Below are 25,698 nucleotides of genomic sequence, written 5' to 3'. Positions count from 1 at the left end.
ATTGAACGACGTCACGCCGCCGCGCGGAGCGTTATTGAAGACCCTGATTGCTGATCAGACCGCCAAGCACCTCATCCGATACTTTTGCAGCATCGCTGAGATCGAGCAGTCCTTCCAGCGTTTTCGGCTCCACGTCCGGAATGAACCTGCGCGGTGCCAGATCGGCATCGACAGCTTTGAACAAGGCGGATGCCACCGTGGCGCCCACCACATACGAACCGACAGGCCCGAGATGGGTGCCGTCGTTGCCCAGAACAGCCGCCTCCTGGATGATATAGTAGGAGAGCGGCGTCTGGCTCAGGAAGTCCGGGTGTCGCTGCAAGGCTTCCCGCAGGCGGCCGGCGTTGTAGACATAGCGGCTGGCGCACGCCGCCGTGGGAAGCATGTCGTCTCCCTGGAGCACCGGCACATCGATGCCGCTGTCACCCACGGCCGCTTTCACCGCGCCGGCCGCATCCTGACCCGAAGGCAAGCTCAGGTCGTAGCAGCGCCAGCAATCCATGAAGGCAACCGGCCGGACCGTCCCGTCCAGTTCCGCGCTCAGGCCGGCAATGGTCAGTTCCTTCGACAGGAATGGCCCGATGCGCCGAGCGCTTTGCGCCCTGGACGGTGTGTTGGTCGCGGCGAAACGGCTCCAATCGACGATCCAATTCACGGGAACGGGAATGTCCCCATCGGGGCGCAAACTGGAAAATGACAGCATCTTGCGCAAGTTGGCGGGTTCTTCGACCGAGGTATCGTTCACGACGTAGAATTGCCGGACCATCGCGTGGGCGAAGCGCGACGCACCGAAGGTGAATTCCAGCGGCAGGGCGTTGAATGTCCCAAGCGTCGAAACGCCCGGCCCGCGAAAATCCTCGCCATCGAAAAAATACGCCCAGATTTCCGGAGCCAGTATCCGTTTCATGTAGTCGTTCATGATCACGGTGCGGTAGACCGACGTCAGATAGACCCTGGCCTGCTTGTAGGCCTCGGCAGGATCGACGGTGCCGTTTGCCAGCAGGAGATCGACGATCCGGTTGTGGATGCGCATCAGCGTGCAAAGCAGTTGCGACAGCACGAGATTGTCGTCATTGCGCGGGTCCGCCACCAGCGGCCGATAAGGCGCCCGGCGGCCTTCAACGTCCATGAACTTGCCGGACATGTCGATGCGCGGCAAATCCCGGCCTTGCTCGCTTGTGCCGTCGACCGGCAGCTTGCTGTTTTTCATGCAGGGCAAGCCGATCGGAAACCGGCAGGGCGACAGATCGGTGCCATCAGGGACATCGTAGAGATGACCGTCAACGACCGGGCCGCGTCCGTAAAGGCCCGAGAGATCAAGGCCTTGCGATGACGCATTCTTCAGATGGTGGATTTTGCCGGTCGGCCTGGGAAAGCCGAACACCTCGCTGAACACGATGTCGTGGAACACGAATTGGCCGAAATAGGTAAAACCGGCGGGCGTCGGGCTGAGATCGCCGTCCTCCAGGCCATCGCTCGGGCCGACCATCTCCGTTGTGATGTCCAGCAACGCCGCCTTGGTCCGGTCGATGGCGCTCTCGTCCTGCGTTGCCTCGAACAGCGCGATCGGCATGTCCGCCAGCGTTGGGAAAAGCCTGATCCCCTGCAAGGTAGGCTTGTCGTTGAGCGCGCCGTCCAGGTCCTGGCCCGAGCGGTTCGGTACATTGGCGGCTTCGAAGGCAGACGTTTCACCATGCAGCATCGGAGCCAGTCTCGCTTTCTGGAGTGCTTTCCAATCAAGATGGTCTGGCCAATCAAGATGGCTTGGCCAATCAACATGGTCTGGCCTGCCCGATCCAATGGATGAATGCGGCCAGGCCGGCAGCTTGGCATGAATCCCTGGGGAGAAACAGGCCCGCACGGCAGGTGATCCGAACAGCCCTGTGCCAGGCCAGCGCGAAGTCGCGGAGGCGGTCATGGCACGGAGGCGTTGAGCTTGGGGCCGGTCGACACGGCTGCGAACAGCACGCTGGAAAGGATGACGCCCGCACCCAGGAAACCGTCCGGCGAAAGCCGTTCGCCAAGCAGGGCAGCGGCGGATATGGCGGCGAACACGCCTTCGCCGCTGCAGATGACCGCCGCGTGGGACGAGGTGGTGTAGCGCTGCGCGAATGTCTGCAGGCAAAAGCCGATGGCGGTCGAGAACACGCCAAGCATGACAAGTTCCGGCCATGCCGCGAGAATCGTCTCGGCGCTCATCGTGCCCTGCAGTGCGAAGGGCAGCGTGGCAAAGGCCGTGCCGAGGAACTGCGCGGACGCCGTCGCGAACGGACGGCCATGCGCCTGGACATGACGCCCGAGTTCAACCGTCCACACCGCAAAGCAGATTGCCGTCAGCACGGCGAACGCGTCGCCAGTGGTGGCCGAGCCGTTGAAGCCACCCGCCAGCAGGGCCGATCCGAAGACCGTCAGGACGGCGACACACATGATCAGCGCGCTGGGCCGCTCCCTCATGATCAGCCATGCGGCGATCGGCGTGATGACAGTGGAACCGCTTATGAGCAGGCTCGAGTTCGTCACCGTCGTGCTGACATAGGACATCTGCTGCACGACGCAGCCTAGGGCAAACAGGAGCACCACCCTGGTCACGCTTGGCAACCAGCCGGCACTGGCAGCGGCGTCGCGCTCCCGCACCACGAATGGCAGCGTCACCACGCCGGCAATGACGCTGGTCAGGAACACAACGGCCATTGGATCGAGATGGGCCAGGATGGTCTTGTGGAACACATTGCCCACGCCCCAAATGGCCGCCGCCAGCAGAAGCAGGGAGTTTGCCTTGAATCTGGACATGACTGATCTCATCGCCGCAACGGGCAATGCTCCACTGGACTGCGATCGGGTTCAGGGTACGGACCGGCCGGCCTGCCCCGTCATCGTCGGGGTGGAAGGCATGCCGCTCGGGACTTGTTGCTACGGTGTCAGCGAACTATCCGGGGCGGGCCGCTGATACCAACGATCCGCGCAAGACCGGGATGACCGGCGGCGGGAACGGCTTCGCCGGCTCGTCTTGCTCGAAATTGACGCCGCGCTGAAGCAGCGGAAGGATGGTTTCAGGGTTTCCTGAAACCAGATGCATGCACCGCATCGAGGCGCTCATGAAGCCGGCTTCGGCCATTGCGTCGAAGACGCCGAGAAGCGGCGACCAGAAGCCTTTGAAATTCGCCAGGACAAGCGGCTTGCAATGCCGCTCCAGCTTGCGCAGCGTCATGACCTCGGTCAGTTCCTCGATCGTGCCGATGCCGCCAGGCAAGGCGACGAAGGCATCCGCGTAGTCGAACATGAGCTGCTTGCGGAAACCCATGTCCGGCACCGAAATGGTCTGGCATCCCGAAGACAGCATGTTCATCCGCTCGATGAGGAATTGCGGGGTGATGGCAACCACGGTTCCACCCCGCTCCAAGGCGGCCATCGCCACCTGGCCCATCAAGCCGTCTCGACCGCCGCCATAGACAAGGCGGATTCCAGCCTCGGCTATCGCCTCGCCAAGGATGGTGGCGCAGCGGGCGTGGTCTGGATCGTTGCCAGGCATCGCGCCGCCGAAAACGCAGATCGTGTCGATGCGTCGCTGCAAGGGATAGGAGCGGCCGATCAGGTCCGCGGAATTGTCGGATGATGATCCAAACATGATGTCTCTCCAATTCTGATTGAATCTGGAAGTCTGGTTGAAGCCGGATCAGTCGGCGGTACGATCGTCGGTTGCGTGTGGTTCGCTCGGTCGAAACAGCAGCAGGTCGGCCCAGGACCAGAGCAGGTAGCAGGCGAGAAGGCTGGCGGGCGTCGACCAGTGCTGCGGCTGCCCGCCCTCGATCCCGAACAGCGAGGCGTAAAGGCCTGATACGGCAGCCATGATGGCTGGGACCCGGCTGAGCAGGACCATCGCGCGGAACGGATCCGGGCCGCGCACTGGCATGCCGAAGATCGGAACACCGGACCGGTGGCAGGCACTGCCGAATTTGCCGACGCAATGAAGCAGGCCCGATGTCAGCGCGAGGAATGGATGGCCAAGTTCGAACAGCGCCAGGCCCAGGCAAACAGCACCAACGCCGGACAGGAAATCACCCAGCCGGTTGACAGTTTCGCTGGGGCGTCGGCGCCCGTTCCAGGCGTGATGATAGACTTCACCGCTGGCAAAGAAGATCGCCGTCGCGGTTGTCATCGCGACAGCCGCGAAATTGCCTGTCAGATAGTGGCCTATCACACTGGGTGCATCTGCCCAGGGAAGTTGGTTCGGATCCCTCGATACGAGAAGCTGCGCGCCGATGCCCTGGCAAAGACCAATGAGATTGCCGATGTTGTAGGCGCCGCCGGGGCCGGACATTCGTTCCGTCAATGCCTTGCCCAGCGCATGCATGAACGGTGGTTTGACTGCGAAAGCAGATGCCGTTTCGCCATCTGAAATCTGGAGTGGGGCCGCCCGTAGCGGCTTGTTGATGTTGAGCGTCATGCCGGTGTCCTCCGTTATGACGCTTCATTTGCAGTGCCCCGCGTGATCCCAACGTGAATTGCTCCAAGTGCCCTCGAACCAGATCAAAAAAGCGGGCGCGGGCGCCGTTGCATTGGTGCCCAATGATCCAGGATGCGGTGCGGGAAGATCCGAAATGACCCCTCATCAGCCTTCCGAGGCGGACCGTCGCTATTTCACGATGAGTTCACGTTGCGTTGTCCAACACATCCCAGCCGCAACGCCAAAGCGACATCTGCAAGAGCAAACGGCAAGGCGGCTGAACATGGACCTCAAAGCAACAAAGGAAGGAATACGACTATGCTACGCAACCTGACGAAGACACTCACCGCCGTTTCGACAATCGCCGTTCTCATGGCGCCTCTGGTGGTACCCAGCGCAGCCTATGCGAGCAGCACCACCGTCCAGCGCAAATGCGTCAACGGCGTTTGCGGTTCCGTGAAATATTACGGCGGCAAGGTGCGCATCTCACTGTCCAGCAAACTGTCCAGAACCACCCACTTCAACTTCAAGACTAACCCTGGCGATCAGATCGAAGTCGGCAATGGCTATTCGTTCGACAGGGAGCCCGGCGACAGCGGCACTTACAGTGCGCAAGCCTGCGAACGCGGCGGTATCGGAGCACGCTCGACCTGCACCAAGTGGGCAACTTTCGACTGGAACAGCGGCGCGCAGGAAGAAGAATCCGAGCAGTGATCGGCACGCCTTGACCCGCGGCGCCTGCCTTGAGGGCAGTGGCTGACTTGTAAACGGATTGAGCGAGACTGGCCAAGGCTTGAGTTGCTCCAATCTTCGCCGAGTGAGGCCAGTCCGCCAAACTCCAACAGGCGCATCCCGGCAAGTCCGAGATGCGCCTGTTTCTTGAAAGCGTCGTCACCGGCTGAACTTGCCTCGCCGTGCCGGCATCGCTTCCGGCCCGGCCAGCCGCGCACGAAGCCTTCACCCGTCCGCACTCCATCCGATCTAGGAAATGGACAGGATCTCGAGTTCGCGCGGCCCTAGCTGGACAATTTCGCCAACGGTTTTGCCAATCAGCGCGATGGCAACCGGGGAGCCATGCGATATGGACGCTTGGGACGGGTTGGCCTCATCCTCACCGACGATGCGGAAGGTCTGGGTGCGACCATCATCACGCTCGAAGGTGACGGTGTGCCCGAAGGCGATCACTTCATTGGACGCGGGCACCGGCAGAAGCTGGGCCGTGCGGACGCGCTCGGCATAATAGCGCATGTCTCGAACCGGAACCGCCGACTGCCGCCGCCTCTCGTTGACATCTTCGAGCGCGTTGGCGGCCTCGAAAGCCTGCTGAGCGCGAGCCAATTCATCTTGCAGCATCCTGAGGCCCGCCTCCGTGACGAGGTTGATCCGGTCGGAGATAGGGCGCGCCGGCAGGATGGTTTCCGATGCCGCCTCCGCGCTTTCCTCCTTGGCAAATGCCACACTCATTTGGTCGGGCTCCGTGTCGAGACACTGTTATTAATCGGATGACCTCGAGCTGACAACAAAGCTGCAACGATTTGACGGCCGGCTTAGACGGCAACCGAATGCGCACAAAAGGGGAGGTATCCGCTGCTGGCGCAAAGCGGATTTCGCTGTATATGCGGTTCTCTTTGGCCCCGGACGACATCCCATGCTCACCATCCCCATCACCCCCGCCCTCCTGCGCGGCGCTCTCGAACTGGAGCAAACCGCGCGTGGCGTGCTCCCACATCGCTTGCCGGCCTGGGCAAGGGCTCAATGTCCCGATCCGCAACTGGCCATGGCCGAATCCCAGCCTTCGGGCGTGCGCATCGCCTTTCGCTCGCGGGCAACGGCGATCGAGGTTGACACGGTGCCAACCAGGTACGTCTATGTAGGAGTGCCGGCTCGCCCCCCCGGAAAATATGATCTGCATATCGATGGCCGGCTCGCGGGGCAGGCCAGCGCCGAGAACGCCGACACCGTGATCCTCGACATGGCTACCGGCGGCGTGACCAAACAGCAGGGCGAGATCAGCACGCTGCGCTTCACCGATTTGCCGGACCGCGACAAGACAATCGAGATCTGGCTGCCGTATAACGAAACCACTGAAATCGTGGCGCTGCGCACCAATGCTTCTGTCGAGCCAATTCTCGGTCTGGGCCGCAAGATCTGGCTGCATCATGGCAGTTCCATCAGTCAGGGGTCGAATACGGACAGCCCGTCGGCGAGCTGGCCTGCCCTGGCGGCCGCACAAGGCGGGGTGGAGCTGGTCAATCTGGGGTTGAGCGGCAGCGCCCTGCTTGATCCGTTCGTGGCGCGCATTGTCAGGGATACGCCAGCTGACCTGATCAGCCTCAAGATCGGCATCAATCTGGTCAACACCGATCTGATGCGGCTGCGCGCCTTCACGCCGGCCGTGCACGGCTTTCTCGACACCATCCGTGACGGCAAGCCAACCACGCCGATCCTGCTCGTCTCGCCGCTTTACTGCCCCATCCACGAGGACAGGCCAGGTCCGGGCGCGTTCGACCTGAATGCCCTGGCAATGGGTAAAATTGCCTTCCGGGCAACGGGAAATCCAGACGAACGCGCCGCCGGAAAATTGACACTCGCCGTCATCCGGGAAGAGCTGCGACGGGTAGCACGGCAGCGCATGGCAAACGATCCGCATCTTCACTATCTCGATGGTCTAAGCCTCTATGGACCCGCGGATTTTCTCGACCTGCCGCTTCCCGACGCACTTCACCCTGACGCCGCCGCCCACCGCCGCATCGGCCAGCGCTTCGCCGCGTTCGCCTTCGCGAATGGCGGACCCTTGTGTCTCCGCTAGCGGTACAAGACGTCTCGAACCGACTGTGCATGTTGTGCACCATTCAGCCCAAAGCGGCGTTGAAAAACCTGACCTTGACCAATCGGGACCTAACCGAGATGACGGCATGGCGGCGCAAGCTGCCGAGGTGAAAACGGTTGCAAACCCCTGCCGTTGATAGTCGGCGAAGCTGGTCACCACCCAACCTGCGACAAGCCTCACCAGAAGCCGATGAGCGACCTCAGCAACGCCATCGGGCTGGCCGCTTCCCGCCACGTTTTGCGAAAGCCTGTCCGGCCTGTCGCGGCCAGCACATCATCGTCGATGTCGCGCAGGATGATGCCCGCGTTGCGCCAGCCCACCCTGGCAAGGGCGGCTGCCAGATCCGCGCGTGCGGGATCAAACCGGGCCTGGTGAACAGGTGAAGTCGCGGCGTGGTCGATATCGTTGCTCGCGACGAGCGTGCGCTCTGGAATTGCAACCGCGGCGCCGGTGTCGAAAGGCAAGGACGGATCGAGAAAGCCGGAGATCGAACCGAGGCAAAGCGCCGGATTTGAAACGAGCTGCTCATAGCAGACGAAATGCACGGGAACACCGTTGCGGCGAAGGGCTTCCATGGCGAAGTGGAACTGGTTCCAGTAATCCGCCGGGCTGCGGAACCTGTACTCCATCCGCCCCGGCCGCGTGAAATCCTGCCTGATTTCAAACGGCTTGCGCAGGAATGAACCGAGACGGTGTTCCGGTTGGAAAATGCTGTGGTTCCTCGAGTAGCGGAACCACGAGAGAAGCTGGGTCACGGGGTCCTTGCTGACGACAACAATCGGCAATTCTCCGTATTGCAGGTCGTGCCCGTTCATGAGGGCTGGAAAAACCCCGTGTTTCCAGAAGCCTCGATCAAAGACGACAGGTGCCTTCAGATAGTGTTGGATCAGGTATTTGGTCAGGTTCGTGCCCGATCTCGGCGTGCCCATGACGCGGACTTCCGCGGTCCTGTCGCCGGGCCGCTGCTGCCGTGGGTCGTTTGCTGGAATGCCCATGTCGGTTCCCGCTCCGCAGGCTTTATATAAGTCATCGCTAAAGCAAAGATAGACCGTTTCGAGGCCGTAAATCACCCGCGCCGGAAAGCCCCTGTGGATAGTAACCAGCTGTTCACCATAGGCCGGCATTCCGATTGAAGAGATCCGCCAGACGCTTAGCTTGACCTTGCGCCGCGTCCCCAACGTGGTGCGTCCCAACCCCACCCCCGGCGACCGGCGTTTTCAAGTTCTCTCCAAGGCGTATACGCCGGTCGCCGCCCCTTCCTGCCTCGCGAAATCGGGAAGCCCGTCACCTCTGGCAGCGGGATTTTTGGCGCGCCTCAGCCGGTCTTCGCCGCCGGCAGTTCAGGCGCGCTCAGCCCCTTGAACGGATCACGCCACGCGTCGATTGCTTCAAGGCGACGATACCAGCCCGCAAGCACCGGATAATCACCAAGCGGCAGGCCGCCGACATCATTGAAAGCCAGGAACGTCGCCATGCGGAAATCGGCATAGGAGGGCGCCCCCCCGACCAGCCATTGCCGGCCGGCAAGCGTGGCCTCGAGGATCGCCGCCGTGGTGTGGAACAGCTTCAGCCCCTCCTCGACCAGCTGATGGTCGATCGGGCCCAGATGATAGCGCTGCTTGGTGCCGCGCTCGAAATGCACCATGTCGCAGGCCCGTGCAAAATTCTCCTTGCCCCAACTCAGCCAGCGGATCATCTCAGGCTGATCATCGCCGGTGCGCCAGAAATCCGAACGCATGTCGCGCGACAGCCGGCAGGCAATCGCGTCAGTCTCCCACAGGCTGCCGCCCGGCCACGCCAATATGGGCAGGTAAAGATTGGGATTGAGCGGGCGGAACCGCTCCGCTTGCCCCGGCGCGTACGGTGAGGCGAATTCGAACGCGACGTTCGCCTTGAGATAACGCGCTACCGCGACCGCCAGGCGCGGATTGGGGTTGCGGCTGAAAAACAGTGTTGTTTCCATCCCAGCCGGCGTCGGCTCGACCCTGTCACTCATGAATGCCTCTCCTTGTCCCGGCGAACATCGCCAAGCCTAGGACGGATACGGCTGAAGCGATCCGACATTTCATCCGATAGCTCGCATGAGACCGCTTTTGTCCGCATCTCCGTTCATGACGTGGAATGAGGGTCAATCGGCGTGGCCGCCTTCGGTGTTCGCCATGGCCGCCAAAATGACAGCGAAGACACTGTCCACCTCTTCCTGGACTTCCCAAGGCGAGAAGCCGGCTCTTTCGGCATCGCTTATGAGACGATCCGACAAGGCCGTTGCCAGCGCAGGGTCATTGGATACATGCGATGGAAGGTGTTTAGCCATCCATCTGTGCAAGAAGTTCAGCCCGCGCGTGCTCATGCGCCGATAAGTTCGATAGCTGAATTAGGTTCCGTCAGCCTACCTGCCCAGGGGCTGTTTCGAGAGCGAGACGAGTTCCGCCTCATCAACCACCCCAGCCATATAGTTGGCGATAACCCGCGACGCGATGGTCTCGCGCGCATCTGGCGACTGATCTTCGGCACGGAGTTGATCGAAGACACGCCCCAGCAGAGCCAATTCGGAACTGTTGAAAATGCCGGCTTCAGTGGCCTTTCGTCGAATCGGCATCTTCGTCCTCCTGGAAATGCTGACGATTGTTCCGTGACAGCAAGGCTCAGCAGGACAAGAGGCGCTGGTAGAACTGATTGCCTCGTGCCGAACCTTGAATTCTGCCCCGGTCGCAGGGTGACCCGAGGCCTCCGGTTAGTCAATCGGATGAGCTGCCAGGTAGTGTCTCAGTTTGAATTTGGTGGCGGACCCGCCCCGTCTCGACCGGGGGCCTCCAGCACATGACTGGCGCTCTTCCCCTGAGCTACGGGCCGCTACCTCGTGTATATCAGGCTAACTGCTTTTTGTAAGGTCCGCGTTTGCCCGGCTTCGGCGCAACGGCGTCCATCATGCCGCACAGATCGCCCATCGACTACAACGTCTCCGAAACGCCAGCGGCCATTGCCGGTGACATTTTCAGCGTCTTGTGAATGCGGATGAAGTTGTACCAGACCGTGTACAGCGCGACCATGTGAACAAACGAGACGAGACGCTTTTGCTATCGCTCAAATTTCAAACTGAGACACTACCGGCCAAGACTCGAGCGAAACGGAAATGACATGAGCCAGACTTTGGTCCGAGGTTTTCGCCGTCATTGGTCCTATTTCAGGTATTCCTGCCCTCTCCTCCGCACCTGCAGGAATAATCGCGGAACTGACTGCGTTGCACGTGGGTTAGCAAAGGAGGACCACCATGGCTAAATTGACGTCAAACCGCTTAGTTTCCTTCGCATTTCGCGCCTCCACTGCGATGGCTCTGACGGCAGCACCTTATCAACTCAACCTTCATCACACCGTCGCGGGGATTGGCCCTGTGGCAGCCTTCGCCAAGGGGGGAGACGGCGGCGGTGGCCACGACGGCGGCGGGCACGACGGCGGCGGCGGCGAAAGCCATGGCGGCAGTTCGGGACCGGGAGGAAATTCCGGCTCAGGCGGCGGCGATGACGGCGCAGGCGACGATCACGGTGCCGACAATGATAATCACGGCCGGGAGCATGTGAATGGCGCTACAGGCGTCAAAGTTGAAGTCGACGGCAACAACGTCGAGGTCACTCATCCTGACGGTACCAAGGAAGAAGTGGAGAACGGTCAATTTGAGATGAAAGATGCGTTGGGCCGCACGATCATCGAGCGTCCTGCCACCGACGCGGACATTGCCCGCTTACAGGCTCTTTAGGATCAAATATTCGGTTTGAGGCGAGGCTTGTGCGATCACAATTGGCCTCGCCTCAAACCTGTCATGTTGACGGCGCGCTCCCCTCATCAGTCAGCTTTTCCCGGCATCAGACCATGATGCGGGCTGCGTTCGATTTACAGACACAGAAATGCCAGGCTCCTCCAGGAGTTGCTTCAGTCCTGCCAGGACGGCCAGGAATGCCTATTATCCGCAAAGTTTGGGTTGACCGCCCCAAGGCGTGAGGCGACACTTCCCGTTGAACGAAGACTGCTGGAGGAAATAGGATGGACGAACCCGATCGGTGGCGCCACATGTCGACCGCGCCTAGGGATGGCAGCCGGATCCTGGTCACGGTTCGCCCGTCCGAACAGGGACCGGCCGAAGTCGACCTCGCCTACTGGTCACGCGCCGACCAGTTCGCCAGCGAAGGCTGGCGCGCCTCGGATTCCTCGCCCGGCCGTGTCATCGAATATGCCGACCCGGAACTGAAATGCTGGATGCCGTTGCCATCAGCCAATCTCAGCCGCGCCTCGATGCCGGCGCCCTGGCAAGGCGAGGATGCCCAGCAGCTGGACGGCTCGGGGATTTAGCGGGGCGCCTTGCCTTTGGCGAAGACGGCTGAACTGCCAATCTCCCCCCAAGTGGGGGAGATGTCCGGCAGGACAGAGGGGGGCGCCGTAGAGTAGAAACGCCGACAGCCTCAGCCTCGACCAGCGTCTGACAATGACCCACACACCCCTGCCGCCAAGACACCGGGCCAATGCGAAATCAATGCGCAAGGTGATGACGGACGCTGAGTTGAAACTCTGGAACGAACTTCGCGCACATCGACTGATGGGGCTGGGCTTTCGCAGGCAGTTCCCAATCGCCGGCTACATTGTCGACTTTGCCTGTCCCGAGAAAAAGCTCGTCGTGGAAATGGACGGGTCTCAGCATAGCGAAGCAGATTTCGCTGCCGCTGACGCATTGAGGACGAAGCGGCTGGAACAGGATGGCTGGACCATCCTCCGCTTCTGGAACGATGATGTCATCCGCGACATCGATAATGTTTGCCAGCATATTGTTATTTCAGCTGGATTGGCTGAGCCACCCGGATAGGCTGGCGGGACAGCGCCCCCCTCTGTCCTGCCGGACATCTCCCCCACTTGGGGGGAGATTGGCAACTTCACCGCCGCCACTTTTTCTTAGACGCAATGCAAAGAAATCCGCCGTCCGTTCCCCTGGTCCGGCATCGCCCTCACTTTGGCTTGCGCACCGCCCTGACCACTCCGCTTGGTCCACCGCCGCAGAAGAAGCAGTCGCTGCCATTGGATTCCATGCCTGAAATGCCCATGCCCTCCGGCATGTCGAGCCGCTCCAGGACTTTGCCCGATTGGGGATCGATGCGCCGCACGTCGCTCTGGTCGCCTTCCCAGGTGGCGTGCCAAAGCTCTCCGTCCACCCAGGTCACCCCGGTGACGAAGCGGTTGGATTCGATGCTGCGCAGCACCTTTCCCGTCTCCGGGTCGATCTGGTGGATCTTGCGCTCTCGATACTCACCAACCCACAGCGCGCCTTCGGCCCAGGTCAGCCCGGAATCCCCGCCTTTGCCGGGCGCCGGGATGGTGTTCAGCACCTTGCCGGTATCCGGATCGATCTTCTGGATGCGGTCCCCGGCGATCTGGAACAGGTGGCGGCCGTCATAGGCGGTGCCGGCATGTGCCGCGACATCGATCGAGCGCAGCGACTGCCCGCTTGCCGGGTCGAAGGCGTTCAGCTTCTCGCCGGAGGCGAACCAGACATTCTGGCCGTCGAAGGTGACGCCGGCGACGTTCTTGACGTCGGGAAAGGGTCCGTATTCGCGAATGATTTCGGCCGCTTCATGTCTCATCTTCTCGTCCTCGCATCGTGTTCGTGTGCTGCCCTTCTAACCGTTTGGCAGCGGAGCCGGGAGTAACAAGGTCGTCGTGAAACCGGCCACCGGCGGCATCATCCAGCGCAGCGCCCGGCCGTGGCCGAACGATTGTATCTTGGCGGCTTCGCCAAGCTGCTCCAGCGCACGCTGCACATTGCGCTGGCTGATATCGAGCGCCAGCGCCAGTGCCGAGCTCGACCAGGCCTCGCCATCCGCCAGCAAGGCAAGCACCGCGCCATGCCGCTCCTCGATCGGCCGCGCCAGCACCACAACGTCGCCGGCCTGGAGCGGTGCCAGCGCGAACCCGTGGCTGGTCGCGCCGATATCGGCCAAGGGCTTGAGCTCGGCGCGCAGCCGGCCGATCTCGACCCGCAACCTGGCGCGGTGCGATTCATCGGCATGCTTGCCGCCGAAGGCCCTGGCGATCAGCACCGCCCTCGACACGTCGCCGGGCCAGGCCTGCGCCAGCGCGCGCGCCAGGGCGAACAGCACCGGGCGCGTCGCCAGCGAGATGGTCGTTTCCTGCCTGCGCACGACATAGCGGCAGGCGTCGACCACCAGCGCCTTCGAAGCTTGAAGCGCTTCGACATCGCGGAGCAGCAGCGGGCGCTCGCGCCCTTGCGCGATCAACCGCGCCGCCGGCGTTTCCAGCGCCAGGAAGGCGCTCTCGACTTCCGCCATCAGCCCCGGAATGCCGGCCCGGCGCGCCGCCTGCCTTGCCAACTCCAGTGCGGCACGCGCGGTACCTGTCTTGAGCCGCCGCATGGCGATGCCGGCGACGACCAGTTCGTGCGCGGCGCGCGATGCCGGTGGAAACGGCGTCGCGTCGAGCCCGGCCAGCACGCGTTCGGCCTCGTCGAGACGGCCGATCAACAGCAGGCGACGCATTTCGAGATGCCGTGCGTGGGCGGCATTCAGCCTGTCGCCATGTTTTTCCAGCGTCACCCGCGCCGCATCCAGCGCCTTGGTGGGCCAGCCAAGATCGCGCGAGACCAGCGCGATCTCGGCCTCGGCGACAACGCATCGGGCCCGCGCCACTGCCTCTCTTGCGCCAAAGCCGCGCGCGGCCCGCCGCAGCAAGGTCTTGGCGCGGTCGAGATCGCCGAGCTGCGCCATGGCGATGCCGCGCAGCGCCAGCGCCGGCGCATCCTCACGCAAGGCAACGCGGTTCAGCGCGCCGAGTGGATCACCCGCGGCAAGCGCCAGTCCGGCTGCCGTGATCAGCGAGTCCATTCAAATCCCGCCACACTTGTAACTCCCACCTTCCAGCGCACCGCCCTACCTTAATTCATGACCAGCAAGCAGCAACACGCCGCGCCGGAAATGGTGCGGCGGCAAACAGGAAAAAGGAGAAAAAAGATGGCCAACACAACCGGAACCGGCGAAGCAGCGGCTCGGCTCGGCATGAAGACCCCACCAGTCGTTTCACAACAGGCGTGGGAAGCCGCGCGCGAAGCGCTCCTCGTCAAGGAAAAGGCCACGCTGCGCGCCAAGGATGCGCTTGCCGCCGAACGCCGGCGCATGCCGTGGGTGGAAGTGGACAAGGCCTATGCGTTCGAAGGGCCTGATGGAAAAGTCAGCCTGCTCGATGTGTTCCAAGGCCGGCGTCAGCTGATCGTCTACCGCGCCTTCTTCGAACCCGGCGTCTTCGGCTGGCCCGAACATGCCTGCCGTGGCTGCTCGCTCGGCGCCGACCAGGTCTCCAACCTCGCTCACCTCAACGCCCGCGACACAACGCTTGCCTACGCCTCGCGCGCGCCGCAGGACGACATTGCGCGGCTGAAGAGGAGCATGGGCTGGGAGATGCCCTGGTACACTCTGACGGACAGCTTCGACAAGGACTTCGGCGTCGACGAATGGCACGGCCACAATGTGTTCATCCGCGATGGCGACCGCATTTTCCGCACCTACTTCATCAACAGCCGTGGCGACGAGTCCATGGGCACCGTCTGGAGCTATCTCGATGCGACCCCGCTCGGCCGGCAGGAGGCCTGGGAAGATTCGCCCGAGGGCTATCCGCAGACACCGACCTACCAATGGTGGAACTGGCACGACAACTACGAAGCCGCGCCCGACAAGAAATGGGCCGAGGTCTCCGCTGCCGGCGAAGCCGCGTTCCGCGATAAGGATTAGCCCCGGGTTGTGAAGTTCTCGGGCGCTGATGGCCTCGGCGTCCGGGACCTTCAAACGCAACACCACGGACGAACGCCGGCAAGCGCCGGCGCACTCCATCGAGAGAGAAGCAACATGAGCAAGTCGCAGACAAGCCGATCCCGTGGCTCCATCCCCGGTGAAAACACAGGCACGCTTGGCATGGCCGACATGCTGTGCCTCGCCGCCGCGCCGACCTTCGCCGTGATGGCGCTGGTCTCAGCCCTCGATGGCGATGCTGCGATGACCTGCATGGGCACGCCTCTGACCACCCTGCCCCTGACGGGTATGACGGTAATGTACCTCTTGATGAGCGCCTTCCATCTGGCACCCTGGCTGCGGGTCATTTCCGGCCGGCAGGTGCAGGCGGGCCGGAACTAGCGGCCAACACAAACAGCAAGGAGAAGTGCCATGACGACGCAAGCCGTAGCGACACACGAGCGAGTGCTTGAACCGGTCCATGCCGAGCAGACCCGGCAGACAGAGCCGTCAAAGCCTCGGCAGGGCTGCCCCTGGTGCGGCCCGGATGCCGCTTCCATGGCGGAGACGGCGGCAGGCAACGGCGCGCCGCCCACGGCATCAAGCTAAATCGCCGCCTCGATCGGCTCGGCGAGTTTCGGGTTCGCCCGCGCGGCGAGCAGGCAGCCGGCGACGATCAGGCAGGCTCCCGCCAGCGTGGTCCAGGCCGCCGCCTCGTCGAAGAAGAACCAGCCAAGCGCTATCGCCCAGATGAAGGCCGAATATTCGGTCGGGATAAGGTATTGCGCTTCGGCCCGCGCGTAGGACCAGCTCATCAGGAATTGCCCGGCAAGCGACAGCACCGTAACCCCGGCCAGGGGAAGCCAGAGATTGCTTGGCAAGGCAACAGCCAGCCACGGCGCGGCGAAACCGAGGATGACCGCCACGCAAAGGTTCTGGAAGAGCATGATTTCGATCGGCTTGGCCAGCAGCGCCTGTTGCCGGGCGAGGATCAGATTGTAGCCGTAGAACACCGTTGAGACGAGCACCGCAGCCGTGCCGAGCATGGCATCCTGCGAGTAGCTCGCCTGGCCGAATTGGCCGGCCATGATGATCGCGACGCCGACGATGCCGGCCAGTGATGCCCAGATTGCCTGACGCCGGATCCGTTCGCCGAGCAAAAGTGCGGCCAGGAAGAGTGCAAACAACGGCGCGACGAAGCTGAGCCCGATCGCCTCCGCCAGCGGCAGCCTGGCGAGACCCCAGAAGAATGACATCAAAACGATGCCGACGACTGCTGCACGAAGCGCATGCAGCCTCAGCACCGGAAAAGTAGGCTTCAAGCGCGGCCCAGCCGACCAGGCCGCGCCCGCGACCACGGTTGCCACCATGCTGCGCCACAGCACCGTGTTGTAGACGCCGACGGCGATAACCAGGGTCTTCATCGCCGCGTCCATACCCGACAGCAGGAAGATCGCAAGCGCGCAGACAAGCACGGGGATCATTGGCGAAACGGCGCCGGTCAGGCTGGATGTCTTCACGGCTTCACTCATCATGCTGATGCCAGCCGGATATCTGAGAGCACAGGGCGGGGCCAGATGGCAGCCGCGCCGATATGGCGGTCCAATGCCAGATGGATACGGCGCCCATGAGAGCGGACAGACCGGCGGTCGCACCGGTAATCGGTTACAGGTCGCGGGCACGGGCCTGACTCTCGTCTTACCCACTTGCCTGCTCATACATCAGCAATTGCTAATTGACAGCCCAAAAGAAACAGAGCTCATTTGCTGGCGTAGGTGGATCGCAGCAACAGGCGGGCGATTTCGACCGTCGGCGTCACCTCGGGGAGGATGTTATGCCTACGGTCATTGGCCATCACAACATTACCAAGGATTCGAAGCACTGGCTCAATTCACCCAAGCGCAAAGAGCTTTTCGGCTCAATTGGGATCACCAACATCCGCACTTTCGTCGACCCTCAGAACCCCAAACGGGTGGCCGTCATGATGGACGTTCCGGACATGGATGCCCTGGCGGCAATGATGCAGGACAAGAAAGCCGCGGATGCGATGGCTCACGATGGCGTGGTGCCGGAGTCGCTGGTGATACTGGTCGAAGCGAAGGGGTAACCACGCGGCCGCCAGGGGTGTGCTCGATCGTGCGATGACACCGGCCGGCGCGGTCAGCTCGCCGGTCATGCGTTGGACGAAGGGCCTGTCACCTCATTCAACATCCAGGATTTCCGCGGCAAGCAGGATGCCCGCGCAGCGCGCCGTATTGCGAATGTGGCCTTGCATCTCCTGCGTCGCCTTGCCGGCATCTCGCATCCGCAGCGCCCGGATGATACGCCGATGCTCGGCGATCGACGCCTTCATGCGTGCGGGCTCGGTGATGGGGATGGGCTGAATCTGTGTCTGGGTCAGTTGGTCACGGACGGACTGATACAGGTCGACGATCATTCTGTTCGGGCAAGCGGACGCGATGATGGCATGAAATTCGAGATCGGCCTCGGCATTGGCCAACAGATCGCCGGTCTCCCAATTGCGTTCCATCGTGTCCGTTTCAAGCTCGAGCGCCTGAAACTCGGCCTCGGTCAGGGTCCGCGACGACAGTCCCGCGATCCGCCCCTCCAGCATGATGCGTGTCTCGAACACATCGGCCACCGGATAGCTGTCGGCATAGCGCCACCGCGCCATGTTGCGCGACGCCGACGGCATCTCCTGGGAGACAAATGTTCCGCGCCCCGGCTCGGTTTTCAGCAGGCCCAATGTCTCAAGCGTCAGGAGCGCTTCGCGCAACGAGGCGCGGCTGACGCCGAGACTCAGCGCGAATTCGCGTTGCGACGGCATTTTCTCGCCCGACCTCAACTCGCCGCTGAGGATCATGCCCTGGATTTTTCTCGCGGCGGCATGAGGAACGGGGACACGCGAGAGCATCGGCTTTTTCCTGTTCGAGTGCCGCCGCCGCGACAGGTTTCCAACTTCGCGATCCGCTCGCGGTCAACAGCCTAACGGGTAACTGATCTCGATGACGGAGGGAACGCCTTGCATTTCCGTATCCGGCATGTTTGTCTGGTCGGACTGGTCAGACCGGTCTAACCAGTTTGGCCAAATCTGTCTAACCACTTCAGCAAAAAAATCATCAAAAAAGGGGAATGCAATGAATGCGACCAAAATCCTGAAGGCATTTCTGGTTTCGGGAACCCTTGCCCTGGCGTCTCTTTCCGCCGGAACCGCGCATGCGGCGGACATCAATGTCGGCGCCAACATCGGCAATGTTCCCTGGGAATTCCAGGACGCCAGCGGCAAGATTGTCGGATTTGAGATCGACCTGATGACTGAAGTCGGCAAGCGGCTTGGCATGGAGGTGAAGTTCACCAACATCCCGTTCGCCGGTCTCTTCGCCGCTGTTCAGTCCGGCCAGATCGACGCGGCGGTGTCATCCATCACCATCACCAAGAAGCGCCTGGAATCGGTGAGCTTTGCCCAGCCCTACTACGACAGCGACCAGTCCCTGACCGTCAAGGCGGACAGCGGCATCACCGGTCTCGCCGGCATGGCCGGCAAGACTGTCGGCGTCGACACCGGCTCGACCGGCGATATCTGGGCCAGCGCCCATCAGGCGGAAACCAAGATCGCCACCATCAGCAAGTATGAGGGGCTGCAGCCGGCAATGCTGGACCTGCAGGCCGGCCGCATCGACGGCTACATCTCCGACATCCCGGCCTTGCTCTATTATTCCAAGGACAAGCCGCAGTTCAAAGTCGTCGAACGCATCAAGACCACGGAGCAGTATTCCGTGATGTTCGCCAAGGACGCGCCGCTGGCGGCCAAGGTCAACGACGTCATCACCGCGCTCAAGAAGGACGGCACGCTGGCAAAGATCCACGAAACCTGGTTCGGCACCAAGCCGGATGAAGGGCTTGCCACCTCGACCGTGCTGGATATGCCAAAACTCTGATCCCGGTCATCATGAGAGCGGGGCCGCCGCGTCGCGGTTTCCGCTCCTCGTGAAGCAGAAGCTGGGAACATGTCCATTTTCGATACGTTTTTGAACTACCGCGTTTTCGTCGAGACGCTGCCGCTCATCCTGAGCGGCCTTGCCACCACGCTGACCCTTGGCGTTGTTTGCATCCTGATCGGCTTTTTCGCCGGCATCGGCCTGGCGATGCTGCGCCTCTATGCGCCGGCGCCGGTGCGCTTCGTCACCGTCGCCTATATCGACGTGTTCCGCTCGATACCGGTCCTAGTGCTGCTCTTCGTCGTCTACTACGCCCTGCCCTTCGCCGGCATTCGCTTCAGTTCGTTCACCGCCGCGACGACATCGATCTCGATGATCTCGGCCGCCTATTCCGCCGAAATCATCCGCGCCGGCATCGTTGCCATTCCCAAGGGCCAGTTCGAAGCGGCGCGGGCGCTCGGCCTCCACTTCTATTCCACCATGCTCAAGGTGATCCTACCGCAAGCCATCAAGATCGTCGTGCCGCCGCTGACGTCCAACGCCATCAACGTCATGAAGGACACCGCGCTGGCTTCGGTCGTGGCGATGCCGGACCTGCTCAAGCAGGCAAACCAGGCGCAGGCGCTCGCCGCCAATCCCACACCGCTGATCGTGGCGGCCGCCATCTACCTGATCATCCTGCTGCCGTTGGTCAGGCTTGTCGGCATGCTTGAGAAGCGTCTTGCCAAATCCGAACGTTGAATAGTTCCAGCACGAGGCCATCCATGTCGCTCGATCTCGATTTTGTCCGTTCCCAATTTCCAGCACTGCAAACCGGCTGGGCGTTCTTCGACAATGCCGGCGGTTCGCAGGTGCTGCGCCCGGTGGCCGAGCGCGTGGCCGACTATATGCTCACCACCAGCGTGCAGACCGGCGCGTCCTACGAGCCTTCGATGAAGGCCAGCGAAATGCTGGCGCAGGCACGCGCCCGCATCGCCACATTCGTCGGCGCGGCGCGGCCCGAGGAGGTTTTCTTCGGACCCTCGACGACCGTGCTGGTGCGATTTCTGGCGACAGCCATGGCAAGCCAGCTGTCAGCGGGCGACGAGATAATCGTCACCAATTTCGATCATGAATCGAACATCGGTCCCTGGCTGATCCTCAAGGAGCGCGGCATCGTCTTCAAGGTCTGGGAGATCGATCCGGAAACGCTGATGCCGAACCTCGATACGCTCGGCACGCTGATGAGCGATCGCACCCGGCTGGTCTGCGTGACACACGCATCCAATCTGCTGGGCTCGATCAACCCGATCCGCCAGATCGCCGATTTCGTCCATGCGCGCGGCGCGCTGATCTGCGTCGACGGCGTCGCCTATGCGCCGCACCGCGCCATCGACGTCCAGGACCTCGACGTCGATTACTATGTGTTCTCGTTCTACAAGACCTATGGTCCGCATTATGCCGTCATGTATGGGCGCCACGATCTGCTGCTCGAGTTGGACAGCCTCTACCACTATTTCTACGGCAAGGAGAAAGTGCCCGGCAAACTCGAGCCGGGCAACCCCTGCTACGAACTGGCATGGGGCGCTGCCGGCATTGTCGACTATCTCGAGGCACTGAGCGGCGGCAAGGGCCGCCAGGCGATCGAACAGGCATTCGAGGACATCGCGGTGCACGAGACCGAGATCGGCGAGCGCCTGCTGTCATGGCTGCGCATGCGCAACGGCGTGCGAATTGTCGGGCATCGCGGTTCGGACCCGTCCCTGCGCGTGCCGACCATCAGTTTTACCGTCGATGGTCACCGGCCTCAGGACATCGTCGCCAGAACCGACGACGCCAGGATCGGCGTGCGTCATGGCGACTTTCATTCGCGCCGCCTGGCCGACGCGCTTGGCCTGTCACCCCAGGGCGTCATTCGCGCGTCGATGGTGCATTACAACACTGCCGCCGAAGTCGACCGGCTGATCGAGACGCTCGATCAAGTGCTGCGCTAGGCCCAGGCGAGGACAGAGCCCCTCACCCGGCCTTCGCCGCCCCGAACCGCAGCCCATCCATCAGCAGCGAAACCAGCCGGCGCGAACGGTCGCGCCATTCCGTGGTGTCGGGGGCGGAGTAGATGCCTGATAGCGCGTGCAGCACGTCGGAGGCATCGACATCGCCACGGATGGTGCCATCGGCCACCGCCGCCTCCACCAGTTGCCGCAAGGCCTGCGACACCCGGCCCGACGTGTCGGAAAACAGTGTCGAGTTGGTGGTGATCAGGATGCGCAGGCTGGTCGAAAGTCCGCGCTTGGTGGCGATGTAGTCGACGAAGCGCTGCATCCACATTTCCAGCGCCACATCGGACGAATATTTTTGCGCGAGCTCGTCAGCAGCCGCGCACAGGCCCTCGACCTCGCGGCGGTAGACCACCTCGACCAGATGCTCGCGCGTTGGAAAATGCCGGTAGAGCGTGCCGATGCCGACACCGGCGCGGCGCGCGATTTCCTCCAGCGAGGCATCAATGCCGCGCTCAGTGAACACGGCCGCCGCGACTTCGGCCAGCGCGTCGCGGTTGCGGCGTGCGTCGGCGCGCAACGGCTTGTCAGCTGCGGCTTTGTTTCCGGGCACGGCGGGCGGCTCTGCGGCCAATTTTTTTCTCCACGGCGATTATGGGGCTTGAACCCGGGCAGGTCAGCCCCCACGTATAAACGGAGGCGCCTCCGCTTATGTGGAGCAGCCTTATCATATAATCAAGGGAACCGGTATGTCACGTCCCAAGAGCTTGCAAGCCGGCGAGAGCGTAATCTCCCCCCTCGAGGGGGAGATGTCGCAGAAGGCGACAGAGGGGGTCGCCGCGCGTGAAGCGCTAATCTCCATCCGCCGTAGGACGTCGCATCCAGTCGAACCGACCCCCTCTGGCCGCTTTGCGGCCATCTCCCCCTCGAGGGGGGAGATTGTGCCCTCCGCCCTCCCCATCCGCGTCAAGCAACTGGAGCCAGACGCCCAATGACAACACTTAATCTCGATATCAACGGCCAGCCCCACACGCTCGACGCCGAACCGCGCGTCACGCTGCTCGATGCCTTGCGTGAGCATCTCGGCCTGACCGGCACCAAGAAGGGCTGCGACCACGGCCAGTGCGGTGCCTGCACCGTGCATGTCGACGGTGAGCGTGTGCTGGCCTGCCTGACGCTCGCCGCGCAGGTTGAGGGACGCACAATCACCACCATAGAGGGGCTTGCACGGGAGGGTGAACTGCATCCCGTGCAGGCTGCCTTCCTCGAGCAGGACGCTTTCCAGTGTGGTTACTGCACCCCTGGCCAGATCATGTCGGCGGTGGCCTGTATCCGCGAGGGCCATGCCGGCTCGGACGACGAGATCCGCGAATACATGGCTGGCAATCTCTGCCGCTGCGGCGCCTATCCGCACATTGTCGCCGCCGTGCGCCAGGCGGCCCTGGAGGTCGCGTCATGAGGGATTTTTCCTATCTCCGCGCACAATCCCCTGACGAGGCACGCCGCGCCGCCGCCTTGCCCGGCGCCATGCTCCTGGCCGGCGGCACGACGCTGATCGATCTCGCCAAATGCGGCGTCGCCGAGCCGGACAGCCTGGTCGACATCACCCATCTCCTGGGGATGGACAGCATCGAAGCCGGTGCCCACGGCGCCACGATCGGCGCTCTGGCCAAGATGAGCCATGTCGCCGAAGATGCCGGCATTCGCGAACATTTTCCCGCTGTCTCGGAAGCCCTGTGGCAGGCCGCGTCCGCGCAATTGCGCAACATGGCGACCATCGGCGGCAACCTGATGCAGCGCACGCGCTGCGGCTATTTCCGAGATCCGGCCAACTTCCCAGCCTGCAACAAGCGCACGCCTGGCAGCGGCTGTTCGGCCATTGGCGGCGTCAACCGTGGCCATGCGGTGCTTGGCACCAGCGACGCCTGCATTGCCATATATCCCGGCGATCTCGCCACCGCCCTCGTTGCCTTCGACGCGGTGGTTCATCTCGGCGACCGCCAATTGACGGTCGACGATTTCTTCCTGCTGCCGGGCGACACGCCGGACCGTGAACATCCGATCGCGCCGGGCGAAATGATCACCGCGATCAGCATCCCCGCCTCACCCGCCGCCCGGCGCTCGACCTACCTCAAGGTGCGCGACCGGCAGTCCTACGAATTCGCTGCGGCCAGTGCGGCTGTCGGCATCGAGTTCGAAGCCGATGGCCGCACGATCCGCGACCTTCGCGTCGCGCTCGGCGGCGTTGCGACAAGGCCGTGGCGCGTACGCGCCGTCGAGGACGCGCTGAAGGGCAAGGTGCTGGAAGCCGAGACTGTCCGGCAGGCCAGCCTGCTCGCGGTCGAAGGCGCCGTCGACCATGGCGCCAACCACTACAAGATCGAACTGGCGCCGCGCGTTGTCGCCCGTGCCATCCTCAAGCTGGGAGACGCCGCATGACCGTTCACATCACAAGACATGGCGATGCTTCAGATGGCGGCGCCGAGGCCGTTGGCGGCCGGCTGTCGCGCGTCGACGGACCGGCCAAGATCACCGGTGCTGCGAAATACGCGGTCGAGCAACAGCTTGAAGGGCTGGCCTATGCGGCGCTCGTTGAAAGCACTGTAGCCGCCGGCCGCGTGCGCTCCATCGACACAACCGACGCGCAAGCCGCGCCGGGCGTGCTGCTGGTGCTGACGCCGGACAATGCCATGCCGCTGCGCACCGCCTCGGACTGGCTGGGCACGCCGCCACCTGACGTCCCGTACTGTCCGCTGGCGCGCGACATCACCTTTTCCGGGCAGCATGTCGCGGCGGTGATCGCGGAAACCTTCGAGCAGGCTGTCGCCGCGGCGGCCATGGTCAAGGTGACCTATGACGAGACACCTGCCATCGTCGACCTCAACGATCCCAAGGCCGGCGACGGCTTTCCGATCGAGATGATGACCAAGGAATGGGGCGATGCCAACACCGCCTTCACCTCGGCCCCGGTGCGCATTTGCGGTGCCTACACCACGCCGCGCGAATACCAGGCGCCGATGGAGCCGCACGGGCTGATCGCGCATTGGGAAGGCGAGCATCTGACCGTGTGGGAGCCCAGCCAATGGCTGGACGGCATGGCGCGCACCTATTGCGAATGGTTCGCCATTCCCTTCGAGAACGTGCGCCTGGTCTCGCCCTATATCGGCGGCGGCTTCGGCTCCAAGGCACTGGCGCTGGCGCATAGTGCTGTCGCGGCCCTCGCCGCGAAAATGCTCGACCGTCCGGTGAAACTGGTCGTCACCCGGCCGCAGACGTTCACCGCCTATGGCGGCCGCGCCTCGACCCGCCAGACACTGGCGCTTGGCGCCGGCAGCGACGGAAAACTCCAGTCCATCGTGCATCGCGGCGTCAACGAAACCTCGATGGACGGCATGTGGGTCGAGCCACTGGGATCGGTCACCTCGATCATGTACGCGACGCCCAATTTCTCCTCCAGGCAGAACGTCGTGCGGGTCAACACGGTCATGCCGGGCGCCATGCGCGCGCCGGGCGAAAACCCCTCGGCCTTCGGCATCGAATGCGCCATCGACGAACTCGCCTATGAAGTTGGCATCGATCCGCTGGCGATACGGCTCTTGAACTATGCCGAAGAGGATCCGCATGCGAAAAAACCGTGGTCGACCAGGCAGTTGCGCGAGGCTTTCGCAGCAGGCGCGGAACGCTTCGGCTGGTCGAAGCGCGATCCGAAACCACGCTCGATGCGCGACGGCAACCAGTTGATCGGCTGGGGTGTCGCCGCCGGCACCTATCCGGTGCGGCGCACCTATGGCGAGGCCATCGTTCGCATCCTTGCCGATGGTTCGGTCGAGGTCGAAAGCTCCTCGATCGACATGGGCCAGGGCACCTACACCATCCTGGCGCAGACCGCCGCCGAGACGGTCGGCGTGCCGGCGGGCGATGTCGTGGTCAAGCTGGGCGATTCCCGCTTTCCCCGCGCCGGCGTCACCGGCGGCTCGCGGCTGGCCGTCGTGATGACCGGTGCGGTCTACAAGGCGGCGACCTCGGTGCTTGATCAACTGGTGGGCTTGGCCATCAGCGATCCGCGCTCGCCCTTCCATGCGCTGCAGGCCAACACGCTGGTGGTCGCCGATGGCCGCATTTCCTCGCCGCGCGGCGACGGCCCCGATGTCTCGATCGCCGAACTGCTCGCCAGCATCGGCCGCGACCAGATCGAAGCGATGGGCGACACAATGCCGGCCAGCGCGACCGCCGAGGAGCGCTACAAGACCTATACCACGGTCGCATCGTCCATTCCCCACACCGAGGGCGACTATTCCCGCCACAGCTGGTGCGCGCATTTCATCGAGGTGCGCGTTGACGAGGATTTTGGCACGGTGCGGGTGTCGCGCGTGGTCTCGGCGCTGGACTCAGGCCGGCTCTACAACCCGAAACTGGCCGAAAGCCAGTGGAAGGGCGGCATCATCATGGGCATCGGCCAGGCGCTGCTCGAGGAAGGCATCGTCGACCGCCGCCACGGCCGCATCGTCAACAACAACCTCGCCGACTATCTGGTGCCGACCAATGCTGACATTCCCGACATCGAGGTGATCTCGGTCGGCATTCCCGACCTGCATTCCTCGGTGCTTGGCGGCAAGGGCGTCGGCGAACTGGCCATCGTCGGCATAGCACCCGCGATCGCCAACGCCGTCTTCCACGCCACCGGCAAGCGCGTGCGCGACCTGCCGATCACGCTGGAGAAATTGATCTAGTC

29 protein-coding genes and 1 pseudogene are annotated in these 25,698 nt (G+C 62.9%); 15 read left to right on the top strand and 15 right to left on the bottom strand.

The genetic code is table 11. The features are described 5' to 3' along the window. Window positions 1-31 precede the first annotated feature (31 nt). The 4 genes from GA829_RS16105 to GA829_RS16090 all read right to left on the bottom strand — a co-directional run bounded on the left by GA829_RS16105 (window position 32) and on the right by GA829_RS16090 (window position 4,444). Entirely contained in the window at window positions 32-1,702 is a 1,671-nt protein-coding gene (locus GA829_RS16105; RefSeq protein WP_195179426.1) for a peroxidase family protein, read from the bottom strand. A 212-nt stretch (window positions 1,703-1,914) separates the two neighbouring features. Beyond that, window positions 1,915-2,790: a DMT family transporter gene (locus GA829_RS16100; protein WP_258052315.1), complete on the bottom strand. Its 876-nt coding sequence runs from the start codon at window positions 2,788-2,790 to the stop codon at window positions 1,915-1,917. A 136-nt stretch (window positions 2,791-2,926) separates the two neighbouring features. Beyond that, window positions 2,927-3,625 carry an LOG family protein gene (locus GA829_RS16095; protein WP_195179425.1) on the bottom strand — a complete coding sequence of 233 codons (699 nt, stop codon included), beginning with the start codon at window positions 3,623-3,625 and terminating at the stop codon, window positions 2,927-2,929. Window positions 3,626-3,673: 48 nt separating this feature from the next. Next, a complete protein-coding gene (locus GA829_RS16090; protein ID WP_258052314.1) occupies window positions 3,674-4,444 on the bottom strand; it encodes a hypothetical protein in 771 nt (256 codons plus the stop codon). Between the two features lie 318 nt (window positions 4,445-4,762). On the opposite strand from GA829_RS16090, the gene GA829_RS16085 reads away from it, so the two are divergent. Beyond that, window positions 4,763-5,158: a hypothetical protein gene (locus tag GA829_RS16085; protein ID WP_195179424.1), complete on the top strand. Its 396-nt coding sequence runs from the start codon at window positions 4,763-4,765 to the stop codon at window positions 5,156-5,158. A gap of 267 nt (window positions 5,159-5,425) precedes the next feature. Here the strand turns inward: GA829_RS16085 and greA are convergent, their stop codons facing one another. After that, window positions 5,426-5,908, bottom strand: coding sequence for a transcription elongation factor GreA (gene greA, locus GA829_RS16080; RefSeq protein ID WP_195179423.1), 483 nt, complete (start codon window positions 5,906-5,908; stop codon window positions 5,426-5,428). A 184-nt stretch (window positions 5,909-6,092) separates the two neighbouring features. Here greA and GA829_RS16075 point away from each other — a divergent pair, with 184 nt between their 5' ends. Next, complete coding sequence (locus GA829_RS16075) at window positions 6,093-7,253, top strand: GDSL-type esterase/lipase family protein (protein WP_195179422.1); 1,161 nt, start codon at window positions 6,093-6,095, stop codon at window positions 7,251-7,253. 197 nt (window positions 7,254-7,450) lie between these two features. Here the strand turns inward: GA829_RS16075 and GA829_RS16070 are convergent, their stop codons facing one another. The 5 genes and pseudogenes from GA829_RS16070 to GA829_RS37785 form a co-directional block, all read right to left on the bottom strand. Next, complete coding sequence (locus tag GA829_RS16070; protein ID WP_195179421.1) at window positions 7,451-8,269, bottom strand: hypothetical protein; 819 nt, start codon at window positions 8,267-8,269, stop codon at window positions 7,451-7,453. A gap of 320 nt (window positions 8,270-8,589) precedes the next feature. Next, window positions 8,590-9,270 carry a glutathione S-transferase family protein gene (locus GA829_RS16065; protein ID WP_195179420.1) on the bottom strand — a complete coding sequence of 227 codons (681 nt, stop codon included), beginning with the start codon at window positions 9,268-9,270 and terminating at the stop codon, window positions 8,590-8,592. 132 nt (window positions 9,271-9,402) lie between these two features. Further along, entirely contained in the window at window positions 9,403-9,588 is a 186-nt protein-coding gene (locus GA829_RS37790; protein WP_463671735.1) for a DUF768 domain-containing protein, read from the bottom strand. A gap of 75 nt (window positions 9,589-9,663) precedes the next feature. Beyond that, entirely contained in the window at window positions 9,664-9,873 is a 210-nt protein-coding gene (locus GA829_RS16055) for a hypothetical protein (protein WP_195179418.1), read from the bottom strand. Window positions 9,874-10,141: 268 nt separating this feature from the next. Beyond that, window positions 10,142-10,318, bottom strand: a pseudogene (locus tag GA829_RS37785) (IS1 family transposase); the annotation flags it as partial. 227 nt (window positions 10,319-10,545) lie between these two features. Between GA829_RS37785 and GA829_RS16050 the strand changes: the two are divergent. The 3 genes from GA829_RS16050 (at window position 10,546) to GA829_RS16040 (ending at window position 12,126) form a co-directional block, all read left to right on the top strand. Next, complete coding sequence (locus GA829_RS16050; RefSeq protein WP_195179417.1) at window positions 10,546-11,028, top strand: hypothetical protein; 483 nt, start codon at window positions 10,546-10,548, stop codon at window positions 11,026-11,028. Window positions 11,029-11,312: 284 nt separating this feature from the next. Beyond that, window positions 11,313-11,618 carry a hypothetical protein gene (locus GA829_RS16045; RefSeq protein ID WP_195179416.1) on the top strand — a complete coding sequence of 102 codons (306 nt, stop codon included), beginning with the start codon at window positions 11,313-11,315 and terminating at the stop codon, window positions 11,616-11,618. Window positions 11,619-11,799: 181 nt separating this feature from the next. Further along, entirely contained in the window at window positions 11,800-12,126 is a 327-nt protein-coding gene (locus tag GA829_RS16040; protein WP_258052313.1) for an endonuclease domain-containing protein, read from the top strand. Window positions 12,127-12,265: 139 nt separating this feature from the next. Here GA829_RS16040 and GA829_RS16035 read toward each other — a convergent pair whose 3' ends face one another. Together GA829_RS16035 and GA829_RS16030 are read right to left on the bottom strand one after the other, a co-directional pair. After that, window positions 12,266-12,898, bottom strand: a complete 633-nt coding sequence (locus GA829_RS16035) for a Vgb family protein (RefSeq protein WP_195179414.1) — start codon at window positions 12,896-12,898, stop codon at window positions 12,266-12,268. Between the two features lie 36 nt (window positions 12,899-12,934). Next, window positions 12,935-14,155, bottom strand: a complete 1,221-nt coding sequence (locus tag GA829_RS16030; protein WP_195179413.1) for an ATP-binding protein — start codon at window positions 14,153-14,155, stop codon at window positions 12,935-12,937. 126 nt (window positions 14,156-14,281) lie between these two features. On the opposite strand from GA829_RS16030, the gene GA829_RS16025 reads away from it, so the two are divergent. From GA829_RS16025 to GA829_RS16015, 3 genes are all read left to right on the top strand, one after another. Then, window positions 14,282-15,055 carry a DUF899 domain-containing protein gene (locus GA829_RS16025; RefSeq protein WP_258052312.1) on the top strand — a complete coding sequence of 258 codons (774 nt, stop codon included), beginning with the start codon at window positions 14,282-14,284 and terminating at the stop codon, window positions 15,053-15,055. Between the two features lie 114 nt (window positions 15,056-15,169). Further along, window positions 15,170-15,454 (top strand): hypothetical protein, encoded by a 285-nt coding sequence (locus GA829_RS16020; RefSeq protein WP_195179412.1) that lies wholly within the window; start codon window positions 15,170-15,172, stop codon window positions 15,452-15,454. Window positions 15,455-15,484: 30 nt separating this feature from the next. Next, window positions 15,485-15,661, top strand: coding sequence for a hypothetical protein (locus GA829_RS16015; protein ID WP_195179411.1), 177 nt, complete (start codon window positions 15,485-15,487; stop codon window positions 15,659-15,661). Here GA829_RS16015 and GA829_RS16010 read toward each other — a convergent pair. Beyond that, entirely contained in the window at window positions 15,658-16,584 is a 927-nt protein-coding gene (locus GA829_RS16010) for a DMT family transporter (RefSeq protein ID WP_195179677.1), read from the bottom strand. The genes GA829_RS16015 and GA829_RS16010 overlap by 4 nt on opposite strands. 302 nt (window positions 16,585-16,886) lie before the next feature. On the opposite strand from GA829_RS16010, the gene GA829_RS16005 reads away from it, so the two are divergent. Then, window positions 16,887-17,159, top strand: a complete 273-nt coding sequence (locus GA829_RS16005) for a hypothetical protein (protein ID WP_195179676.1) — start codon at window positions 16,887-16,889, stop codon at window positions 17,157-17,159. Between the two features lie 93 nt (window positions 17,160-17,252). On the opposite strand, the gene GA829_RS16000 is transcribed toward GA829_RS16005, so the two are convergent. Continuing rightward, window positions 17,253-17,966, bottom strand: a complete 714-nt coding sequence (locus GA829_RS16000; protein ID WP_195179410.1) for a FadR/GntR family transcriptional regulator — start codon at window positions 17,964-17,966, stop codon at window positions 17,253-17,255. A 223-nt stretch (window positions 17,967-18,189) separates the two neighbouring features. Between GA829_RS16000 and GA829_RS15995 the strand changes: the two genes are divergently transcribed. The 3 genes from GA829_RS15995 (at window position 18,190) to GA829_RS15985 (ending at window position 20,963) form a co-directional block, all read left to right on the top strand. After that, window positions 18,190-18,990 (top strand): transporter substrate-binding domain-containing protein, encoded by an 801-nt coding sequence (locus tag GA829_RS15995; RefSeq protein ID WP_195179409.1) that lies wholly within the window; start codon window positions 18,190-18,192, stop codon window positions 18,988-18,990. A 69-nt stretch (window positions 18,991-19,059) separates the two neighbouring features. Further along, window positions 19,060-19,731 carry an amino acid ABC transporter permease gene (locus GA829_RS15990; RefSeq protein ID WP_195179408.1) on the top strand — a complete coding sequence of 224 codons (672 nt, stop codon included), beginning with the start codon at window positions 19,060-19,062 and terminating at the stop codon, window positions 19,729-19,731. Window positions 19,732-19,754: 23 nt separating this feature from the next. Continuing rightward, a complete protein-coding gene (locus tag GA829_RS15985; RefSeq protein ID WP_195179407.1) occupies window positions 19,755-20,963 on the top strand; it encodes a cysteine desulfurase-like protein in 1,209 nt (402 codons plus the stop codon). Between the two features lie 22 nt (window positions 20,964-20,985). Here the strand turns inward: GA829_RS15985 and GA829_RS15980 are convergent, their stop codons facing one another. Further along, the gene (locus tag GA829_RS15980; protein WP_195179406.1) at window positions 20,986-21,600 is read right to left on the bottom strand and encodes a TetR/AcrR family transcriptional regulator; all 615 of its coding nucleotides are present in this window, start codon (window positions 21,598-21,600) and stop codon (window positions 20,986-20,988) included. 357 nt (window positions 21,601-21,957) lie between these two features. Here GA829_RS15980 and GA829_RS15975 point away from each other — a divergent pair, with 357 nt between their 5' ends. From GA829_RS15975 to GA829_RS15965, 3 genes are read left to right on the top strand one after another with little or no spacing between them, the layout of a single operon-like run. Beyond that, complete coding sequence (locus tag GA829_RS15975) at window positions 21,958-22,425, top strand: (2Fe-2S)-binding protein (protein WP_195179405.1); 468 nt, start codon at window positions 21,958-21,960, stop codon at window positions 22,423-22,425. Beyond that, complete coding sequence (locus GA829_RS15970; RefSeq protein WP_195179404.1) at window positions 22,422-23,405, top strand: FAD binding domain-containing protein; 984 nt, start codon at window positions 22,422-22,424, stop codon at window positions 23,403-23,405. The genes GA829_RS15975 and GA829_RS15970 overlap by 4 nt, the downstream gene beginning before the upstream one ends. After that, window positions 23,402-25,696: a xanthine dehydrogenase family protein molybdopterin-binding subunit gene (locus tag GA829_RS15965; protein ID WP_195179403.1), complete on the top strand. Its 2,295-nt coding sequence runs from the start codon at window positions 23,402-23,404 to the stop codon at window positions 25,694-25,696. The genes GA829_RS15970 and GA829_RS15965 overlap by 4 nt, the downstream gene beginning before the upstream one ends. The last annotated feature ends 2 nt before the right edge of the window (window positions 25,697-25,698 follow it).

Source organism: Mesorhizobium sp. INR15, assembly GCF_015500075.1.
In the GTDB taxonomy this organism is placed as follows: domain Bacteria; phylum Pseudomonadota; class Alphaproteobacteria; order Rhizobiales; family Rhizobiaceae; genus Mesorhizobium.
The sequence above is the reverse complement of the archived record's forward strand: the minus strand, read 5'-3'. Positions and strand labels throughout refer to the sequence as shown.

Bases quoted from the DNA above. Each gene is read 5' to 3' on its own strand.
- GA829_RS16105 (WP_195179426.1), bottom strand. From the start codon at position 1,702: ATGCTGCATGGTGAAACGTCTGCCTTCGAAGCCGCCAATGTACCGAAC.
- GA829_RS16100 (WP_258052315.1), bottom strand. From the start codon at position 2,790: ATGTCCAGATTCAAGGCAAACTCCCTGCTTCTGCTGGCGGCGGCCATT.
- GA829_RS16095 (WP_195179425.1), bottom strand. From the start codon at position 3,625: ATGTTTGGATCATCATCCGACAATTCCGCGGACCTGATCGGCCGCTCC.
- GA829_RS16090 (WP_258052314.1), bottom strand. From the start codon at position 4,444: ATGACGCTCAACATCAACAAGCCGCTACGGGCGGCCCCACTCCAGATT.
- GA829_RS16085 (WP_195179424.1), top strand. From the start codon at position 4,763: ATGCTACGCAACCTGACGAAGACACTCACCGCCGTTTCGACAATCGCC.
- greA (WP_195179423.1), bottom strand. From the start codon at position 5,908: ATGAGTGTGGCATTTGCCAAGGAGGAAAGCGCGGAGGCGGCATCGGAA.
- GA829_RS16075 (WP_195179422.1), top strand. From the start codon at position 6,093: ATGCTCACCATCCCCATCACCCCCGCCCTCCTGCGCGGCGCTCTCGAA.
- GA829_RS16070 (WP_195179421.1), bottom strand. From the start codon at position 8,269: ATGGGCATTCCAGCAAACGACCCACGGCAGCAGCGGCCCGGCGACAGG.
- GA829_RS16065 (WP_195179420.1), bottom strand. From the start codon at position 9,270: ATGAGTGACAGGGTCGAGCCGACGCCGGCTGGGATGGAAACAACACTG.
- GA829_RS37790 (WP_463671735.1), bottom strand. From the start codon at position 9,588: ATGGCTAAACACCTTCCATCGCATGTATCCAATGACCCTGCGCTGGCA.
- GA829_RS16055 (WP_195179418.1), bottom strand. From the start codon at position 9,873: ATGCCGATTCGACGAAAGGCCACTGAAGCCGGCATTTTCAACAGTTCC.
- GA829_RS16050 (WP_195179417.1), top strand. From the start codon at position 10,546: ATGGCTAAATTGACGTCAAACCGCTTAGTTTCCTTCGCATTTCGCGCC.
- GA829_RS16045 (WP_195179416.1), top strand. From the start codon at position 11,313: ATGGACGAACCCGATCGGTGGCGCCACATGTCGACCGCGCCTAGGGAT.
- GA829_RS16040 (WP_258052313.1), top strand. From the start codon at position 11,800: ATGCGCAAGGTGATGACGGACGCTGAGTTGAAACTCTGGAACGAACTT.
- GA829_RS16035 (WP_195179414.1), bottom strand. From the start codon at position 12,898: ATGAGACATGAAGCGGCCGAAATCATTCGCGAATACGGACCCTTTCCC.
- GA829_RS16030 (WP_195179413.1), bottom strand. From the start codon at position 14,155: ATGGACTCGCTGATCACGGCAGCCGGACTGGCGCTTGCCGCGGGTGAT.
- GA829_RS16025 (WP_258052312.1), top strand. From the start codon at position 14,282: ATGGCCAACACAACCGGAACCGGCGAAGCAGCGGCTCGGCTCGGCATG.
- GA829_RS16020 (WP_195179412.1), top strand. From the start codon at position 15,170: ATGAGCAAGTCGCAGACAAGCCGATCCCGTGGCTCCATCCCCGGTGAA.
- GA829_RS16015 (WP_195179411.1), top strand. From the start codon at position 15,485: ATGACGACGCAAGCCGTAGCGACACACGAGCGAGTGCTTGAACCGGTC.
- GA829_RS16010 (WP_195179677.1), bottom strand. From the start codon at position 16,584: ATGAGTGAAGCCGTGAAGACATCCAGCCTGACCGGCGCCGTTTCGCCA.
- GA829_RS16005 (WP_195179676.1), top strand. From the start codon at position 16,887: ATGCCTACGGTCATTGGCCATCACAACATTACCAAGGATTCGAAGCAC.
- GA829_RS16000 (WP_195179410.1), bottom strand. From the start codon at position 17,966: ATGCTCTCGCGTGTCCCCGTTCCTCATGCCGCCGCGAGAAAAATCCAG.
- GA829_RS15995 (WP_195179409.1), top strand. From the start codon at position 18,190: ATGAATGCGACCAAAATCCTGAAGGCATTTCTGGTTTCGGGAACCCTT.
- GA829_RS15990 (WP_195179408.1), top strand. From the start codon at position 19,060: ATGTCCATTTTCGATACGTTTTTGAACTACCGCGTTTTCGTCGAGACG.
- GA829_RS15985 (WP_195179407.1), top strand. From the start codon at position 19,755: ATGTCGCTCGATCTCGATTTTGTCCGTTCCCAATTTCCAGCACTGCAA.
- GA829_RS15975 (WP_195179405.1), top strand. From the start codon at position 21,958: ATGACAACACTTAATCTCGATATCAACGGCCAGCCCCACACGCTCGAC.
- GA829_RS15970 (WP_195179404.1), top strand. From the start codon at position 22,422: ATGAGGGATTTTTCCTATCTCCGCGCACAATCCCCTGACGAGGCACGC.
- GA829_RS15965 (WP_195179403.1), top strand. From the start codon at position 23,402: ATGACCGTTCACATCACAAGACATGGCGATGCTTCAGATGGCGGCGCC.